This window comes from Novacetimonas pomaceti (assembly GCF_003207955.1).
GTDB lineage: Bacteria > Pseudomonadota > Alphaproteobacteria > Acetobacterales > Acetobacteraceae > Novacetimonas > Novacetimonas pomaceti.
The window spans coordinates 212,258-229,580 of sequence record NZ_NOXG01000003.1 but is presented as its reverse complement, the minus strand read 5'-3'; the positions used below and the strand labels follow the sequence as shown (position 1 = coordinate 229,580).

18 protein-coding genes and 1 pseudogene are annotated in these 17,323 nt (G+C 64.5%); 16 read left to right on the top strand and 3 right to left on the bottom strand.

Annotated elements, in window-relative coordinates; translation table 11 throughout:
• Window positions 1-91 precede the first annotated feature (91 nt).
• The 5 genes and pseudogenes from CFR71_RS05405 to CFR71_RS05385 all read left to right on the top strand — a co-directional run bounded on the left by CFR71_RS05405 (window position 92) and on the right by CFR71_RS05385 (window position 6,916).
• A complete protein-coding gene (locus tag CFR71_RS05405; RefSeq protein ID WP_110528160.1) occupies window positions 92-2,731 on the top strand; it encodes a penicillin-binding protein 1A in 2,640 nt (879 codons plus the stop codon).
• Between the two features lie 81 nt (window positions 2,732-2,812).
• Window positions 2,813-3,944, top strand: a protein-coding gene (gene prfB, locus CFR71_RS05400) for a peptide chain release factor 2 (RefSeq protein WP_110528157.1) whose coding sequence is annotated in 2 segments (ribosomal slippage) — window positions 2,813-2,881 and window positions 2,883-3,944 — 1,131 coding nt in all. Because the reading frame shifts where the segments join, the coding sequence is not laid out codon by codon here.
• Window positions 3,945-4,230: 286 nt separating this feature from the next.
• Window positions 4,231-4,533, top strand: coding sequence for a hypothetical protein (locus CFR71_RS05395; RefSeq protein ID WP_133250316.1), 303 nt, complete (start codon window positions 4,231-4,233; stop codon window positions 4,531-4,533).
• Between the two features lies 1 nt (window position 4,534).
• Complete coding sequence (locus tag CFR71_RS05390; protein WP_408891669.1) at window positions 4,535-5,413, top strand: MotA/TolQ/ExbB proton channel family protein; 879 nt, start codon at window positions 4,535-4,537, stop codon at window positions 5,411-5,413.
• A 158-nt stretch (window positions 5,414-5,571) separates the two neighbouring features.
• Window positions 5,572-6,916 (top strand): annotated as a pseudogene (locus CFR71_RS05385) (tetratricopeptide repeat protein).
• Window positions 6,917-6,918: 2 nt separating this feature from the next.
• On the opposite strand, the gene CFR71_RS16110 reads toward CFR71_RS05385, so the two are convergent.
• Window positions 6,919-7,122 carry a hypothetical protein gene (locus CFR71_RS16110; RefSeq protein ID WP_133251092.1) on the bottom strand — a complete coding sequence of 68 codons (204 nt, stop codon included), beginning with the start codon at window positions 7,120-7,122 and terminating at the stop codon, window positions 6,919-6,921.
• A 156-nt stretch (window positions 7,123-7,278) separates the two neighbouring features.
• On the opposite strand from CFR71_RS16110, the gene CFR71_RS05380 reads away from it, so the two are divergent.
• The 6 genes from CFR71_RS05380 (at window position 7,279) to rimI (ending at window position 12,055) form a co-directional block, all read left to right on the top strand.
• Window positions 7,279-8,055, top strand: coding sequence for a response regulator (locus tag CFR71_RS05380; RefSeq protein ID WP_110528557.1), 777 nt, complete (start codon window positions 7,279-7,281; stop codon window positions 8,053-8,055).
• Window positions 8,056-8,074: 19 nt separating this feature from the next.
• A complete protein-coding gene (locus CFR71_RS05375; protein ID WP_110528148.1) occupies window positions 8,075-9,460 on the top strand; it encodes an ATP-binding protein in 1,386 nt (461 codons plus the stop codon).
• Window positions 9,461-9,657: 197 nt separating this feature from the next.
• Window positions 9,658-10,221 (top strand): NifU family protein, encoded by a 564-nt coding sequence (locus tag CFR71_RS05370; protein ID WP_110528554.1) that lies wholly within the window; start codon window positions 9,658-9,660, stop codon window positions 10,219-10,221.
• Window positions 10,222-10,243: 22 nt separating this feature from the next.
• The gene (locus tag CFR71_RS05365; RefSeq protein WP_110528146.1) at window positions 10,244-10,828 is read left to right on the top strand and encodes a malonic semialdehyde reductase; all 585 of its coding nucleotides are present in this window, start codon (window positions 10,244-10,246) and stop codon (window positions 10,826-10,828) included.
• A gap of 3 nt (window positions 10,829-10,831) precedes the next feature.
• Window positions 10,832-11,566: a tRNA (adenosine(37)-N6)-threonylcarbamoyltransferase complex dimerization subunit type 1 TsaB gene (gene tsaB, locus CFR71_RS05360; RefSeq protein ID WP_110528143.1), complete on the top strand. Its 735-nt coding sequence runs from the start codon at window positions 10,832-10,834 to the stop codon at window positions 11,564-11,566.
• Window positions 11,567-11,569: 3 nt separating this feature from the next.
• Window positions 11,570-12,055: a ribosomal protein S18-alanine N-acetyltransferase gene (gene rimI / locus CFR71_RS05355; protein ID WP_110528140.1), complete on the top strand. Its 486-nt coding sequence runs from the start codon at window positions 11,570-11,572 to the stop codon at window positions 12,053-12,055.
• Between the two features lie 6 nt (window positions 12,056-12,061).
• Here rimI and CFR71_RS05350 read toward each other — a convergent pair whose 3' ends face one another.
• Window positions 12,062-12,319, bottom strand: coding sequence for a sulfurtransferase TusA family protein (locus tag CFR71_RS05350; RefSeq protein ID WP_110528136.1), 258 nt, complete (start codon window positions 12,317-12,319; stop codon window positions 12,062-12,064).
• A gap of 90 nt (window positions 12,320-12,409) precedes the next feature.
• Between CFR71_RS05350 and CFR71_RS05345 the strand changes: the two genes are divergently transcribed.
• The 5 genes from CFR71_RS05345 to CFR71_RS05325 all read left to right on the top strand — a co-directional run bounded on the left by CFR71_RS05345 (window position 12,410) and on the right by CFR71_RS05325 (window position 16,602).
• Complete coding sequence (locus CFR71_RS05345; protein ID WP_110528133.1) at window positions 12,410-12,814, top strand: MucR family transcriptional regulator; 405 nt, start codon at window positions 12,410-12,412, stop codon at window positions 12,812-12,814.
• A 46-nt stretch (window positions 12,815-12,860) separates the two neighbouring features.
• On the top strand, window positions 12,861-13,355 hold the full coding sequence (locus tag CFR71_RS05340; protein WP_110528130.1) for a Fur family transcriptional regulator: 495 nt from the start codon (window positions 12,861-12,863) through the stop codon (window positions 13,353-13,355).
• Window positions 13,352-14,197, top strand: coding sequence for a GNAT family N-acetyltransferase (locus CFR71_RS05335; RefSeq protein WP_110528127.1), 846 nt, complete (start codon window positions 13,352-13,354; stop codon window positions 14,195-14,197). Before CFR71_RS05340 ends, CFR71_RS05335 begins: the two co-directional genes overlap by 4 nt.
• Before the next feature lie 42 nt (window positions 14,198-14,239).
• Window positions 14,240-15,805 carry an apolipoprotein N-acyltransferase gene (gene lnt / locus CFR71_RS05330; protein WP_110528124.1) on the top strand — a complete coding sequence of 522 codons (1,566 nt, stop codon included), beginning with the start codon at window positions 14,240-14,242 and terminating at the stop codon, window positions 15,803-15,805.
• Window positions 15,806-16,113: 308 nt separating this feature from the next.
• Window positions 16,114-16,602, top strand: a complete 489-nt coding sequence (locus tag CFR71_RS05325; protein WP_110528551.1) for a helix-turn-helix domain-containing protein — start codon at window positions 16,114-16,116, stop codon at window positions 16,600-16,602.
• 6 nt (window positions 16,603-16,608) lie between these two features.
• Here the strand turns inward: CFR71_RS05325 and CFR71_RS05320 are convergent, their stop codons facing one another.
• On the bottom strand, window positions 16,609-17,271 hold the full coding sequence (locus tag CFR71_RS05320) for a tyrosine-protein phosphatase (RefSeq protein ID WP_110528121.1): 663 nt from the start codon (window positions 17,269-17,271) through the stop codon (window positions 16,609-16,611).
• Between the last annotated feature and the right edge of the window lie 52 nt (window positions 17,272-17,323).

Here is a 17,323-nt window from a genome sequence, read left to right as displayed (position 1 = left end):
ATGCGCCGGTCGCGGATCGGGGGCGACGTGGACGCCGGACGGTGCTAGGACAGAGGCATACGACACTCCCTATTTCCCTATTGGACACCGGATGACGCTTGCTGACGGATCGGGCCGCGATGGCCGGGTGCATGGAACTTCAGATGGCTCGCGCAGTGGCGGCGGGGGCGGCAATGGCGCTTCGGAGCGCCCGCGTCCGCCCACCGGGGGACCGCGCCCGCGCTACCGGCTGGTGCGCCGGGTCGCCGGCGGGGCGCTGGGTGTCATGCTGCTGCTTGCCGGGGTCGGGGGCGTCGCCGCGTGGCAGGAATACCAGCACCTGTCGGAGGGGCTGCCGACGGTTGACGGGCTGCGTACCTACCAGCCCCCGGTGATGAGCCGCCTTTATTCCGGCGATGACCAGATCATGGCGGAACTGGCGGCGGAACGTCGTATCTTCGTCCCCTACAGCGCGATTCCCGAACGGGTCCGCAGCGCGTTCCTGGCGGCAGAAGACCAGAAATTCTTCACCCATGGCGGCGTCGATCCGCTGGCGATCATCCGCGCGGGGCTGACGGACGTGATGATGCGCGGGACAAAGCACCGCCCGATCGGCGCGTCCACCATCACGCAGCAGGTGGCGCGGATCATGCTGCTGGGCTCCAACGCGGTGTCCATGGAACGCAAGGCCAAGGAGGCCCTGCTGGCGATGCGGCTGGAACAGACGCTCTCCAAGCAGCAGATCCTTGAGATTTACCTTAACGAAATCTATCTGGGCGACGGCGCGTACGGTATCGGGGCCGCGGCCCAGACCTATTTCAACAAACCCCTCGACCAGCTCGACAATGCGGAGGCGGCGTTCCTCGGGGCATTGCCCAAGTCGCCCACCAACTACAATCCCGTGCGTTTCCCGCAGGCGGCGACAGGACGCCGCAACTGGGTCCTCGAACGCATGGCGGAACTGCATGTCATCAGCCCCGAAGAGGCCCGCGCGGCGGAGCAGGAGCCGCTGATCCCGTCCTCCTTCACCCGTCCCGGCCCCGTGCCCGGTTCGGAGTGGTTTTCCGAGGAAGTGCGCCGCGAACTGATCGAGCATTATGGCGTAAGCTCCACGATGGAAGGGGGGCTGTCGGTCCATACCAGCATGGATTCCCACCTGCAGCAGGTGGCGGCGAACGCCCTGCACGAGGGGCTGATGCGCTATGACCGCGCGCATGGGGGCTGGCGCGGCCCGGTGACGCATCTCGATGGCGTGGACCCGCATGGCGACTGGGCCAATGCGCTGGCGCGGGTCGGCGCGCCGGCGTCGATGCTGACGACATGGCGGCTGGCGGTCGTGCTGTCGGCCACGACGGGGCAGGTCGGCTGGCTGGAGGGCACGGCGCCCGCCATTCCCCATACCGGCGAGCTTCCGGCGCGTGACCGTTCATGGATGCGCGCGGGCAAGGGAATCGCGACCGGCGATGTCGTGATGGTCGAACCCATGGCCGACAGCAATGGCGTGGCCCTGCGGCAGGTGCCTCGTGTCGAAGGGGCGCTGACGACCATCGACGTGCGCACCGGGCGCGTGCTGGCGATGGTGGGGGGATGGTCCTTTCGTGCGTCGCAGTTCAACCGCGTGACGCAGGCCGCCCGCCAGCCCGGTTCGTCGTTCAAGCCATTCGTGTACCTCGCCGCGATGGAGCAGGGGATTTCCCCGTCGCAGAAATTCGACGACTCCCCGGTTTCCTACGGCGAATGGCATCCCAACAATTACGAGAAGGATTTCTGGGGCCCGACGATGCTGCATGACGCCCTGAGGGAGTCGCGCAACCTTGTCACCATCCGCCTCGCCGCGCAGATCGGGATGAAGTCGGTGGCCGACATGGCCCAGAAACTCGACCTCGTGCATTCCATGCCGCTGGTCCTGCCTGCCGCCCTTGGCGCGGTGGAAACCACCGTGATGCGCGAGGCCGGGGCCTATGCCACCATCGCGGCGGGCGGACATCTGGTCGCGCCGACGCTGATTGACGACATCAAGGACCGCAACGGCAACGTCATCTGGCGCGCGCCGGGCCTGCAGCTTCGCCCCGCAGCCGCGGCAGGGGAAACGCAGACGCCAGCACCCGCCCCCGATGACGGCCCGGTGCTGGAGGATACGCGCCCGCAGGTGGTTTCCGCCGACAGCGCGTATCAGGTCGTGACCATGATGCGCGACGTGATCCGCCGGGGCACCGGCGTGCGCGCGGGCGCGGGCATCGACCGGCCCATAGCGGGCAAGACCGGCACCAGCCAGGACTTCAACGATGCGTGGTTTGCCGGGTTCTCCCCCGATCTGGTGACGGTGGTCTGGGTCGGTTTCGACACGCCGCAGAGCCTGGGCCGCAACGAGACCGGCGGTGTGATCGCCGGGCCGATCTGGAACGAGGTGATGAAGGCGGCGCTGGCGGATCGTCCCCGGCTGGATTTCCGCACCCCGCCCGGCATGCGTCTGGCGCAGTACAATACCGGAATGGGTATGGCGATCGACGCCTTCAAGCCTGATCAGCAGCCCGGCATCAGCATTGACATGGGTGCTGGCGCGATCGGCACCCTGACCGCCGCCGACACGGGCGCCGAGAACATGCCCGATTCCGAAAGCGACATGGCCACGATGCCGGGGCATGGCCCGGTGGGCAATGGCGTGCCGGGGACGGGGGGGCAGCCTGCCGCCGCGCCATCGGCCGCGTCCACGCCTTCCGGGGGTGACATCGGGATGGGTGGCCTGTATTGACGCGTGACGGGTCGGCGGACATGCGCGCATGTCCATCGGCCATGCGTGTTCTTATCACGATGAGCTTAGGAGTAAGCCCCGATGTCTGCCGAGACCGAGGCCCTGAATGACCAGATCAAGCAGTCCGTGGCGCTGCTGAGGAGGCATCTTTGACTGGGATGTCGCAATCGAACGACTGGCGGAACTGAACAACCGCGTCGAGGATCCCGACCTGTGGAACGACGCCGAGGCCGCGCAGAAGCTGATGCGCGAGCGGACGCTGCTGGCGAACCAGGTCGAGGGTGTGCAGAAGCTCGAGGGTGAGGTACGCGATACGCTCGAACTCGTGGAGCTGGCGGAAATGGAAGGCGACGGCGATGTCGTCGCCGAAGGGGTGCAGGCCCTGCGCGCCCTTGCCGAGGAAGCCAAGCGGCGCGAGACCGAAAGCCTGCTTTCGGGCGAGGCGGATGGCAATGACTGCTACCTCGAGGTGAATGCCGGCGCGGGCGGGACGGAGGCGCAGGACTGGGCCGAAATGCTGCTGCGCATGTACACCCGCTGGGCGGAGCAGCACGGCTACAAGGTGACCATGATGGAAAGTTCCGAAGGGGAACAGGCCGGGCTGAAATCCGCCACCATCCAGGTCAGCGGCCCGAATGCCTATGGCTGGCTGAAGACGGAGGCGGGGGTCCACCGCCTTGTGCGCATTTCCCCCTTTGACGCGGCGGCGCGGCGACAGACATCGTTCGCATCGGTGTGGGTCTATCCCGTGATTGACGATTCCATCGAAATCGACATCAACGAGGCCGACCTGCGCGTCGATACCTTCCGCGCGTCCGGCGCGGGCGGGCAGCACGTCAACAAGACGGAATCGGCCATCCGCATCACGCACATTCCCACCGGCATCGTCGTGGCCTGCCAGACCGACCGTTCGCAGCACCGCAACAGGGCGACCGCGATGGCGATGCTCAAGGCGCGGATGTACGAACAGGAACTCCAGCGGCGGGAGGCCGCCGCCGCCCAGACCGAGGCCGCCAAGACGGATATCGGCTGGGGACACCAGATCCGCTCCTATGTCTTGGCGCCGTATCAGCTGGTCAAGGACCTGCGGACAAACGTGGAAAAGACAAACCCGGGCGCCGTCCTTGATGGCGACCTTGATGACTTCATGGCGGCCGCCCTTGCCGCGCAGGTGGGCGCCACCCGTTCGGAAGCAAGCGCGCAGGCGCAGTGACCATCCGGCCCGCCGCAGTGATGTGGCGGGCCGGCCATCCATTCATATTCACGATACCTCCATCGGTTGAAAATGGCCTCCTCAGGATGCCTTTTCCGCCGGGGTATGAAGGGGTTGTGGGTAAAATTGTTCCGTTCCCGGTGTATAACCGCCTTGACATGCGGCGGCGGAAGCCGCCCAATTCAGGAACCGGCATCCACCATGCATCATCCCTTCATCTTCCGGGGGGATGGATACGCGCAGCGATGCCACGGGCATTGATTGGGATAGGGATATGGTTCCGGGAATGGATTATGTAAGGCTGCAGCGCCGCCAGACGCCATTCGGGCGGGTAATCGCGGGTGTCGCGGGTCTGCATGTCCTTGCGCTCGGCGTTCTTGCCTATGGCCTGCACCCCAAATCATGGAACATGTTCCCCGCCCCCCCGCGCGCGCAGCTGATCCCGCTGCGGATCGTCAGGGACGCGCCGTCCTTCCTGCCCGCCGCCGCGCCGCAGCGTGGTCCCGTTCTCGTGACCCCGGTCGTGCCGCGTATCGCCCCGCCCGATATCGCGCGCATGATGCAGGCGCGCGACCGCCCGGTTCATTGAAATGGCCGTTTTACCCCATGACGGGCCAGTCCCGGCCCAGTCGCCAGCCGGTCCCTCGTGTCGCCGGGGCCCCGCACCGTTTTTTTCCCGTCAGAGGATCTTGATTACAATGACCCGACAGCATCGTACCCTTCTTACCGCGGCCGTTGTGCTGATGACGGCCGCGCCGGCCATGGCCTTCGCCGCAGGCGGAGGGGGGGCGGAATCCAATCCGTATGGTCTGGGCGCCCTGTGGTCGAACGGTGATTTCATTGCCCGTACCGTCCTGCTGATCATGGTCGTCATGTCGGTCGGCACCTGGTACATCATGATCAGCAAGTTCATCGAACAGGCCCGCATCCTCAAGGATGCCAAGATCATGAAGAGCGAGTTCTGGAACAAGCCGACCATCCAGGCCGGTTCGGACGCGATGCCCGAGGCCTCGCCCTTCCGCTATATCGCTGAAACCGGGATCACGGCGGCCGAACATCACGAAGGCACGATGCAGGAAGCCATCGACCTGCATACATGGACGACGATGTCGATCATCCGCTCTGTCGAGCTGGTCCAGACGCGCCTGCAGGGTGGCCTCGCCTTCCTCGGGACGGTGGGTTCGACCTCCCCGTTCGTGGGTCTGTTCGGCACGGTGTGGGGCATCTATCACGCGCTGACGGCGATCGGCATCGCGGGCAACGCGTCGATCGACAAGGTCGCGGGTCCGGTCGGTGAATCGCTGATCATGACGGCCATCGGCCTGGGCACCGCGGTTCCGGCGGTTCTGGGCTATAACCTGCTGGTGCGTCGCAACAAGGGCGCGATGGACGAGGTCCGCAACTTCGCCGCCGACGTGCAGTCGGTGCTGCTGGGTGGTTACCGTCACCTTGACCCCAACGAGAAATAAGACTGGACGAGAAATAAGGCTGGCAGGCCCGCTGCCCGCGCGGGGCATCGGGCCGGGCATCCGGAGCGCGGCGCCGGCGTTGATCGCAATGCCGGTTCCTGTCGCACCCATGGGATGCCATACGTTACGTGTCACCACGGCTGCCTCCCGCCTGCGGGATGATCAGTGCCGCGCCGCCCTGTCGCAGACTGGCGCGGCATGATCTGCGATCACGGGTCATGACCGATTCATGGAAAGGACAATGAGTTGAAAAGCAGTAAGTTGAAATCGTCGTTCCTGTCGCGTGGCATGCTGTTTGCCGGGGCGGTGACGGCATTGCCGTTGTCCGTGTTCCTGATGACGCAGCCCGCGCAGGCCGCCGATATGCTGGGCGAGAAGGTGGGCAAGAACCTCCAGACCGCGCAGAGTGCCCTTGCGGCGCATAAATATCCCGAGGCGATGGCCGCCGTGAACGCGGCCGAGGCGGTACCGGGCAAGACGGATTACGAATCCTATACGATCGACCAGATGCGCGCGGCCGTCGCGGCGCAGTCGGGCAATGTCCCCGAAGCGATTTCCGCGTATGACAAGCTGATCGCCTCCCCGCGCACGCCGGCCGCGACCAAGGAACAGATGGTCCAGGCCGAAGCCGGCATGGCCTATACCGCCAAGGATTACACGCGTGCGGCGCAGGTGGCGGAAAAATACATCAAGGCGGGGGGCACGAACCCGCAGATGTACACGATCCTGATCCAGGCCTATTACCTGCAGAAGGATTACGCCAACGCGGCGCGCGCGCAGCAGATGCAGATCGATGCGCAGTCCAAGGCGGGCACGAAGCCGACGGAAAACCAGCTGCAGCTGCTGGCGGCATGCCAGGCGCAGCTGCATGACCAGTCGGCCCTGATGCAGACCTATGTCCTGCTGGCGACGTATTATCCCAAGCCGGATTACTGGGCGCAGGTGGTGCATTCCGCGCTGAGCAACCCGCATATGGCCCCGGCGCTGCGTCTGGACGTGGACCGGGTGCGCGTGGCTGCGGGACTGGTGAAGACGCCGGCGGAATATATCGACATTGCGGAACTGGCGATGCAGGCGGGCCTGCCGCAGATCGCCCTTGACGTGATGAACGAGGGTTACAGCACGAACGTGCTGGGCCATGACGCGGGCGCCGCGCGCGAGGATCGCCTGAAGCAGATGATTGTCCAGACGGTCGCGGACCGCAAGGCCAACATCGCCACGGCGGAAACGCAGGCGCAGGCCGCGCCCAACGGGAACGCCCTGCTGACGGTCGGTTACAACTACGTGACGTTCGGACAGGCGGACAAGGGCCTGCAGCTGATGAACGCTGGCATTGCCAAGGGGCCGACCGACGTCAATATCGCCAAGCTGCATCTGGGTCTGGCGCAGGCGGCGGCGGGGCAGAAGGCCGCTGCGATCGCCACGCTGAAGAGCGTTGGCGGCGACAATGGCGCGCGTGACCTTGCGCAGTTCTGGGTGGTCAAGCTGGGCTCCCAGTCCTGAAATCACAAGAGGCCTTTTGACAAAAACGACAAAAGTTTTTGGGGGTCGCCTTTCATCTGGAAAGGCGACGCTCCTTGAAGCTTTTTGCAAAAAGCTTCACCAAAAACCTTTATGATTTCAGGGTGTTGTCGGCCCGAGCTTTTCAAGCGGTCTTTAAGTTGAGGCCAGTCCGCCCCTGGGCGGGCATATCCGGCGGGCAAGGGCATGGGCCTTTCCCGCCGTTTCCTGCCGCGATTGCGACAGGACATGTCCCTGACATTTTATGACATATGACGCACCCTTTTGCCCTTTCCATACGTTGGATATGGTGAAAGCCGGACTTTCAGCGATCATTTGTGAATTTCGGGGAAATACTGCCAGGCATGACCACACATCCATCTGTTGATCCTGATCTTCCCGCCCGCATCGTGGTTGTCGAGGACGATGCCGGCATGCGCACCCTGATCGTGCGGGCGTTGCAAGGCGATGGCTATCGCGTGCGCGGGGTGCAGGATGCTTCGGAAATGTGGGACGCGCTGGCGGCGCAGCCCGCGGACCTCATCATCCTTGATGTCATGCTGCCCGGCACGAACGGGCTGGACCTGTGCCGCGCCCTGCGCTCGGGCGAGGGGGGGGATCCCGCCAACCGCGCCGATACGAACGAGGTGCCGATCATCATGGTCTCCGCCCGGGGGGAGGAACTGGACCGGGTGCTTGGCCTTGAACTCGGGGCGGATGACTACGTGCCCAAGCCGTTTGGACAGAAGGAACTGCTGGCGCGCGTGCGGGCCGTCCTGCGGCGGCGGGGCGGGGGCATCACGATGCCGAGTGCCGGTCGGCCGCGCAAGGAAACGCTGCGCTTCGCGGGATGGACGCTGGATCTGCGCCGGCGCGAACTGACCGACCCGTCCGGCGCGGCGGTGGAGATTTCGGGTGCCGAACATGACCTGCTGACCAGCTTTCTGGATAATCCGCAGCGCGTGATCGGGCGCGACCGCCTGCTGGAACTGTCGCGCACGCGTCTGGGGGATGTGTCGGACCGCAGCGTTGACGTGCTGGTCAGCCGCCTGCGGCGCAAGCTGGGCCCGGATGCCGACAACCTGATCCGCACGGTGCGCGGCATGGGATACATCTTCACGTCAGAGGTGGAGCGGGTCTGACCGGCGGCGGATCGGGGGCATGAAAAACGCCCTTCCCGCCCCCCCGGCCTCCCGCCGCATCACGCTGTGGCCGCGTGGTCTGGTGGGGCGCGTCATGTTCGTCCTGCTGGCGGCGGTGGCGCTCGTCTTTGTCGGCAGTTCGGTTTTCTATGAAGAGGCCGAGACCTATACCATTGACGATGCGCAGCTCGATCAGGTGAGCGAACGGCTGGTCATCGACGCGCGCGTGCTGGCCGCCACGCCCACGTCGCAGCGCATGGTGCTGGCGGCGATGCTGTCCACCCCCGACCTGACCATCGATTGGCGTACCAGCGCGCAGGAAGGCGTCGTGCGTCCCGAACCCGGCGGGCTGAGGGGACTGCATGAACGCGTGGCCGGGACGGTGCCCGCGTTGCAGGGCAACGTGCTCAACCTGTCCGACACGGTGCGGGCCACATCGGATATCCGTGGCGTCCTGCGCCTGCCCGATGGCAGCTTCATGGGATTCAGCGCCCCCGACCTGCTGCAGCCGCACCATATGCGCCGGGGCATCGTTTCCGCCGCCGTCCTGGCGGGGGCGGTGCTGCTGGCGGCGGGGATGCTTGTCCGCGCGCTCAGCATGCCGTTGCGCGCGCTGGCGCAGGTGGCGGATACGGTGGGATCCGGCCAGTGGGTCCCGCTGGAGGACAAGGGCCCGCGCGAGGTCCGCTACCTCGCACGCGCCATCAATGCGATGCAGGAACGTATCGGCCGCCTGATCGCCGACCGGACGGAGGCCCTGGCCGCCGTGTCGCACGATCTGCGCACGCCGCTGGCGCGCCTGCGCCTGCGGGCGGGGTTTCTGGAAGATACGGCGGTGCAGGCGGAAATAGAGGCCGACGTGAGCGAGATGGAGGCCATGATCGCGGGCGTTCTGGCCTATCTTGCCGGGGAAAATGACCCCGAACCCGCGCGTTCGGTCAACCTTGCCTCCATCATCGCGACCCGTGTCGATGACAACGCCGACCAGGGGCGACCCGTGACGTATGAAGGACCGCATCAGGCCCATGCGGTCGTGCGGCCGCTGGCGATGAAGCGGGTGATCGGCAACCTGATCGACAATGCCCTGAATTACGGTGGCAATGCCCATGTCGTGCTGCTGGTGGCGGCCGATGGCATCCATATCCGCGTGGAGGATGACGGGCCGGGCCTGCCGGAGGCGGAACTGTCGCGGGTTTCCACGCCCTTTTACCGGGTGGAGGGATCACGCTCGCGCGCGACCGGCGGCATGGGGCTGGGCCTTGCGATCGTCAACCGCGAAATCATGCGCGAGGGTGGCAGTTTCCGCCTTTACAACCGGGAGGGCGGGGGCCTGTGCGCTGAAATCGTGCTGCCGCGCGCCACGCAGGCCATCGGCGCGGCGGAACGTAAAACCACCGCGTCCTGAGATGGGACGGTGTGATGGAAGGCGCCGTCCATGGCATGTCCGGTCATGCCCATGGCACGCCCGTCTTCCGGCTTCGGCGCCTTCACGTCCGGCTTATCCTGCGACAGGGGCTTGTGCGGGCGTGGACCATGGCACATGTGGATGCTAACAGGACCGGAGAGATCCGCCTTCCTTTACCTGTCGGGAAAGACCGCAGCATGTTCATAGAAACCGAAGATACCCCCAACCCCGCCACCCTGAAGTTCCTGCCGGGGCGGGATATCATGCCCAATGGCGCCACGGCGGACTTCATCGACGCGGATTCGGTGGCCGGACGTTCCCGCCTGGCGGAGGTCCTGTTCGACCTCGATGGCGTGGCGCGGGTATTTTTTGGCGGTGATTTCATCGCCGTAACCAAGGCCGATGCGGTGGAATGGGATGACCTGAAGCCGCAGGTCCTTTCAGCCATCGCCGACTACCTCGCCACCGGGCAGGCCCCGGTGGAGCAGGAAGCCGTGGTGATCGAGGACGCCGTCGCCCCGGGGGACGAGGAAATCGTCAAGCAGATCAAGGAACTGCTGGATACGCGCGTGCGCCCCGCGGTCGCGGGCGATGGTGGCGATATCGTCTTTCGCGGCTATCACGACGGGATCGTGCGCCTGACGATGCAGGGCGCGTGTTCCGGCTGTCCGTCGTCGCGCGCGACGCTGAAGCATGGCGTGGAAAACATGCTGCGCCATTATATCCCCGAAGTGGTATCGGTAGAGCAGGTCGAAGCCTGATACGCCGGAGTGGGAAAGTTTCATGGTTCTTGAGGATGCCGGACTGGACCTGCTGTTTCGTGCCGCGCGGACGCCCGCGGCATGGAATGACAGTCCCGTAACGGAGGAGACGCTGCGGCGTCTGTACGATCTGGTGCGGCTGGGGCCGACATCGGGCAACTGCTGTCCCGCGCGCTTTGTCTTCCTGCGCACGCATGACAGCCGCGAACGCCTTCGTCCCGCCCTGTCGGAAGGGAATGTCGCACGGGTGATGAGCGCGCCTGTCACGGTCATCGTGGCCTATGACCCGCTGTTCTTCGACCGCATGGATGTCCTCAACCCCACGCCGGGGGTACGGTCATGGTTTGCCGCCGACGTGGGGCTGGCGGAAGAAACCGCCGTGCGCAACAGCACGCTGCAGGGGGGCTACCTTATCATGGCCGCCCGCGCGCTGGGTCTGGATGCGCTGCCGATGTCGGGATTCGATTCCCTGATGGTGGAGGAAACGTTCCTGCAGGCCCATGGCTGGCGGGCCAATTTCCTGGTCAGCCTCGGTTACGCCGATCATGCGTTCGACACGCCCCGCGCCCCGAGGCTTGAATTCGACGATGCCTGCGTGATGGCCTGACGCATGCGGGTTCTGGTTCTTGACGGGGCTTCGGCCGGGGCGCAGGCGCGCGCGCTGATCGCCTGTGTGGAGGTCACGCCCGGGGGATGCCGGGTTGAACAGGCGCGCGAGGTGGAAGGCCGGGGCGGGTCGGAGGCGTTTCCCCTGCTGGCGCGTGAACTGATCGCCGAATGTGGCTGGCCTGTCGCGACTCTGGACATGGTGGCCGTGGTGGTGGGGCCGGGATCGTTTACCGGGCTGCGTGCCTCGGTCGCGTTCGCGCAGGGCCTTTCGCTGGGACTGGGGTGTGACGTGATCGGTGTTACGACGGGCGAGGCCATGGCCGATGCATTGCGTGCGCAGGCCATCCTGCCGGGCACGCGCATCCTGTGCTGTTCCGTCGCGCGCCGTGGCCGCGCCTTTGTCGAATCCATTCCCGCCGGGACGGGAAGTGGCGATATCCGTGCCGTCATGCTGGAGGATCCCGACGCCATTCCCCCCGGTCCCGTCCTGCTGGCGGGCAATGCGGCGCAACAGGTCTTCGATGCCTGCGGGCAAGGGCATGACAGGCCGGGGCGTGACGACATGATCCTGTCCGCCCTGACGGGGCCGGATGCATGCCAGATCGTCCATGCCGCCCTGCTGCGTCGCGAGGGCGTGCTGCCGCCGCGCGACGTGCAGCCCCTCTATGTCGATCCGCCGGAGGCCAGACTGCCCGCGGCAGGACTGCGCCCGCCCCCGCGCAGGGCGGAAGGCTAGGGCATGGCCGAAGGGAGCCGTCATGTCGTGGCCCTGTCGGCCGATGCGGCGGACCTGCCTGTTCTGGCGCGGATTCACGCGGCGGCCTTTTCCGCCGACCAGCAATGGAACGCGCAGGCATTGCGGACGGTCCTGGGCATGCCCGGCACATGGCTGGGCGTGGTCATGACCGTGGTCGATGGCGCGCAGGTGCCTGCCGGGTTCCTCATGGCCCGGCATGTCGTCGATGAGGCCGAAATCCTGACGCTGGCGGTGGACCCCGCCTTCCGGCGGCGGGGGATGGCGCGCGCGCTGCTGGCATGGTTGCGGCACGTGGCGTCCGGCCATGGCGCAACCCGCCTGTTCCTGGAGGTGGGAACGCATAACGCCGCCGCCATCGCGCTGTATCAGGGTGCGGGATTTTTTACGGTGGGGCAGCGTCGCCGGTATTACCCGGACGGGTCGGACGCGCTGGTCATGGCCTGCGACATTGCGCCATCGACGGCATAGGTGGGATCATCCGGCGGGCGATGACGTTTTTTTGATGATGAGCAGGACGTGCGTCACACCATCGGACAGTGTCTCGTGCCGCGCGATGTCATGACCCAGCAGGCGGACGCTGCGGCTGACATTGTCCAGCGGTTCGGCACCACGCAGCCGCACCCGCAGGTGCCCCCCCGGCGGCAGCCGGTCCAGCGCAAGCCGGGTGCGCACGAATGTCATGGGGCAGACCTCATGCGTGATATCTATTTCCGTCATACCAGTATCGGCCATGTTACCTGACATTCTTTCATGAGTATGGTTGCGGTCTTGTCTGGATTATTTATATAAGACGCATGTATTTCTACTGACAGGATCAAGTTGATGGCTGATGAAACAGCGGATGTGGAACTGCGGGAACTGACCGCTGAAATCGTGTCTGCCTATGTCGCACGTAATACGCTGGATGCCGAAACCCTGCCGGATCTGATTCATCAGGTATATGAAACGATGGCCGCGCTTGGGAAGGTGGAGGCCGCGCCTGAAAAACCGGTCCCGGCAGTCCCGCTGAAGAAGTCGGTCTTTCCCGATTACATCGTCTGTCTCGAGGATGGGAAGAAGCTGAAGATGCTCAAGCGGCATCTGAAGACGGCCTATAACATGACGCCGGAGGAATATCGCGAACGCTGGGGACTGCCGCATGATTACCCCATGGTCGCGCCCAGCTATGCCAGCCACCGCTCGTCCCTGGCGCGGAAGATCGGGTTGGGAACCAAGCGCGAAGAATAACGGTGTCGTTGGACAATCGATCTGATGATAGGCTACGCCTGTAATCATGGCAGCAGGTAATGACGTAATGGAATCGCGCATCGGGCGCATGTGTATCGAACGGGGCCTGAAGATGACAGGGCAGCGGCGGGTGATCGCGCGCGTCCTGTCCGAAGCGCAGGATCATCCCGATGTGGAAGAACTGTACCGCCGCGCGGCGACGCTTGATTCGCGTATTTCGGTTGCCACGGTCTATCGCACCGTGCGCCTGCTGGAGGAAAAGGGGATCCTCGAACGCCGTGATTTCGGCGGTGGCCGCGCCCGGTACGAGGCCACGGAGGAAGGCGACCATTATCACCTGATCGATGTCGATACGGGCAAGGTGATCGAGTTCGAGGACGAGGAGCATGCCCGGCTGCTGCGCCGGATCGCCAACGACCTTGGTTTCGATCTCGTATCGCACCGGCTGGAACTTTTCGCCCGCAAGCGGGCTGCGGATACAAAGGACGAATCCCCCCCCCGCACGACGACGGCGCGTCCGACAGGCAGGTCAAAACGATGAGTGTGGAGAAAAGCATGCACTCCCTTTCCACGCTGGATCTGGAGCGTAACGGCTTTCCCGAACTGCGGGGTGGCAACCTCGGGGTCCGTATCGCCTGCACGGACGAGGAACGCGACGCCGCGCAGGCCCTGCGTTATCGCGTCTTTTACGAGGAAATGGGCGCGCGGCCCGATGAGCGTACCCGGCGGCTGCGTCGCGACGTCGATGAATTCGATGAATATGCCGACCATCTGCTGGTCATCGACCATGCCATTTCCTCTGGCGCGAAGGGGGTGGTCGGCACGTATCGCCTGATGCAGGGCGATGCGGGGCGCAGGCTTGGCCGTTTCTACTCTTCGGGCGAATATGACATTTCGCCGCTGACGGAATTCCCCGGACGCCTGCTGGAGGTGGGGCGTTCGTGCGTTGATCGCGCCTATCGCGGGCGCGCGGCGATGCAGCTTCTGTGGCGCGGCATTGCGTCCTACATCTTCCTGCACCGTATCGACGTGCTGTTCGGGTGCGCCAGCCTGCCGGGCACCGATCCCGAACCGTTAAGCAACGAACTGACCTACCTGTATCATAACCACCTCGCGCCGCCGGCGCTGCGTGTGCGCGCCCTGCCGGAACGCCGGGTGGAAATGCTGCGCCGTGATCCGCAGACGCTGGACCATCGCCGCTGCCTTGCGGGGCTGCCGCCGCTGATCAAGGGGTACCTGCGTCTGGGTGGTTATGTCGGCGATGGCGCGGTGATCGATACGCAGTTCAATACGACCGATGTCGCCGTGCTGGTCAAAAGCGAACTGCTGGCGGACAAATATTACCGTCATTACGAACGTCGCCTGCGTGACGCCCTTGATTAAGGGAACGGGCCGGGGCGGCAGCCCGCGGATATTCGCGCCGGAATGACGATCCCCGCTGTTCTGCGCGCAAGATACGACGCGCTGGTGCGTCTGCGGGGATGGCGCGCGGATGTCGCGCTGCTGCTGACGGGCGCGCTGGCGGCGCTGGCGCTGCCGCCGGTGCATGTGGTCGTGGTGCTGGCGCTGTGCTTCCCGGTGCTGATGCGCATGATCGACGCCGCCCCGGACTGGCGCGGCGCGGCGCGATGCGGGTTCATGTTCGGCCTTGGGTTCCATACGGCGGGTCTGTACTGGCTGACGGATGCGATCATGCTGCGCATGGATTCGTTCTGGTGGCTGGTGCCGCTGGCCTCGCCCGGATGCGCGCTGATCCTTACGCCTACTACTGCCGTGCCGGCGGCGCTGGCGCGGATTGTCCCCGCAGGAATGGCGCGCTGCCTTGTGCTGGCGTCCGCGTGGACGATCGCCGATATGATGCGCGTTTTCATATTCAGCGGATTTCCATGGAATCCGCCAGGCAGCGTATGGGAATTCCCCGGCCATGCGGGGGACGTGATGATCCAGCCCGCGGCATGGATTGGCGTGGATGGTCTGACGCTGCTGACGGTGCTTCTGGCGCTGGCGCCATTATGGGGCCGGCGCGGGTGGATATTCATGTCGGCCACCCTGGCGCTGTGGGTGACGGCAGGGATCACGCGGCTGTCCCTGCGTTCGGACAGCGCTGTTTCGGGGCACAATCCCGTTGTGGTGCTGGTGCAGGGAAACGTGCCGGAAGCGGAAAAGATGGCGGGGAACGAGGATGTGGCGATTTTTCGCCGTTATCTGGGCCTGACCCGCCAGGGAGTGGAACAGGCCCTGCATCAGGGCACGCAGGGACGGCCCATCGTGTTCGCCTGGCCTGAATCCGCCTTTCCCGGCCTGTTGCTGGAAGATGCGATCGCGCGGCGCATGATCATGCAGGCCGGGCAGGGGGCGGCCGCGGGCGTGATCGGCACCCTGCGACAGGATGACCAGGATCGCTGGCGCAACAGCATGGTGATGCTCGTGCCGCCCGACGGGCGGGTTGCCGATATCTATGACAAGTCGCATCTGGTGCCTTTTGGCGAATACCAGCCCGCCCTGCTGCCGTTTCATGTCGTGCCGGGCGATGGCATGGCGGCAGGCGGTGGCGTGCGGACATGGCACGTGCCGGGCGTGTCCCCGTTTGGTCCGCTGATCTGTTACGAAGTCATTTTTTCAGGACAGACGGTCGATCCCCATGACCGTCCCTCGTGGCTGCTCAACAGCACAAACGACGGCTGGTACGGAAATAGCGCGGGACCGCGTCAGCATCTTGCCGCCGTCAGGATGCGCGCGGTGGAAGAAGGGCTGCCTGTCGCCCGTGCCGCGAATACCGGCATTTCCGCCATATTTGATGGTTACGGCCATGAAACGGCATGGCTGGGCTGGGATCGTACGGGTACTATAGTCCAGCCCATGCCAGAGGCACTGTCCCCCCCATTCTTTGCACGGTGGGGACGGCTGGTGCCGTTGCTGCTGGCATTGCTGACGCTGGCATCCGCTTTGGTGGCGGGACTGCGTGGCCGGGGCGTGACCCGCCGGTCCTGACATGTCCGGGGACTGGGCGGAGGAACGATTCGCCATATGTCCCGTTAGGATCGCCACTGCGGATAGTCTGTAAAATTCCGATATATGAAACGAAATTACATAAGGAAATAAAAGGGCACAAAAAAAGTCTTGTTTGTGACCTTATGGTTAAGATGTTGTAAATGAAAAGAATTATCGCAAGCCTTGGGAGGATGATATAAATTCTCCCTTTACAAAAGGTTAACGATGAACCCTATAACTGTTTTGTTTAATATATAACTAACTGATAATTTATCAATAAATTGTATTTCTGGCATAGGACATTTGTTGTGAATAGCAAGCTGTCTAGTTCTCCCAGTCCTGTAGATGTGTATGTGGGCAGTCGCATCAGACTGCGCCGTACATTGCTCGGCATGTCGCAGGAACGGCTCGGGACGGCGCTTGGCCTGACATTCCAGCAGGTCCAGAAATATGAACGTGGCGCCAACCGTGTGGGGGCTTCGCGCCTGTACGATCTTGCGCGTGTCCTTGATGTTCCGATCGCGTTCTTTTTTGACGGCATGCCGCAGGACAATGCGGCCCAGCCAGAGGTCCCGGCCGGCGCGGCGACGCCATCCTCTTTTGCCGAATCGCGCGAATCCTTTGGCGGCGTGCCGGTCGCAAGCCAGCCGGAAGGTACGGAGGACCGTTTCGCCAGCAATGAACTGGCCCTGCTGTCGCGGCGGGAGACGATCGACCTGGTGCGTTCGTACTATCGCATCAGCGATCCGGCCGTGCGCAGGCGCGTGCTTGAACTGGTGCGTTCGATGGCCGCCTGATCCGCGCTATTCCCGGCGCAGGACACTGTCATTGAGGAAGGCGGCAATTTTTCCCGCGCGGAAATCATGGCGCAGGCGGTCTTCGTCATATTCGGTCCGGACCCATTGCATGAAGGGAATGCGTCCTTCCGCCTCGGCCTGGTAGCGCAGGAAGAACGCATCCAGCACGCCGGTGCGCGAACTGTTGAAATGCCCGTTCTTCCATGAAAGCTGACGCAGCGCCTCGCGCGCGGTTCCGCCTTCGAACAGGATGACAAGCCCGGCGGCAAGGCCCGTCCGGTCCGCCCCCGACTTGCAATGCATCAGCATGGGGAACGTGACGGAGCGGTAGATCGCCTCGAACCGTTCGATCCGGTCGCGATGGGGGGCGTTACGGCTTTCGAACGCCATGTCGATATGCTTCAGCCCCAGCCGTCGCGCGGCGTCCCGCGAAAGCGCGTCGGAACCGCATTTGCGGTGCCCGCGCAGGTTGACCAGCGTTTTCAGGCGCAGCCGCCGGGTCGCCATGGCCAGCCGCCAGGGGGTGGGGTGATTGCAGCGATAGACCCGTCCGGGAATGACGGTGCGGAAATTCGTCCATGTCATGCGCAGGATGGCATGATCCACGAACAGGCTGTCGATCCAGGCACGTCCACGTCCTGACGCGCTGGACAGGGTTCCATCGAACACGGGCGCATCCTTTCATGGGTGCAGATACGAAAAAAGCGCCGGATATGTCCCA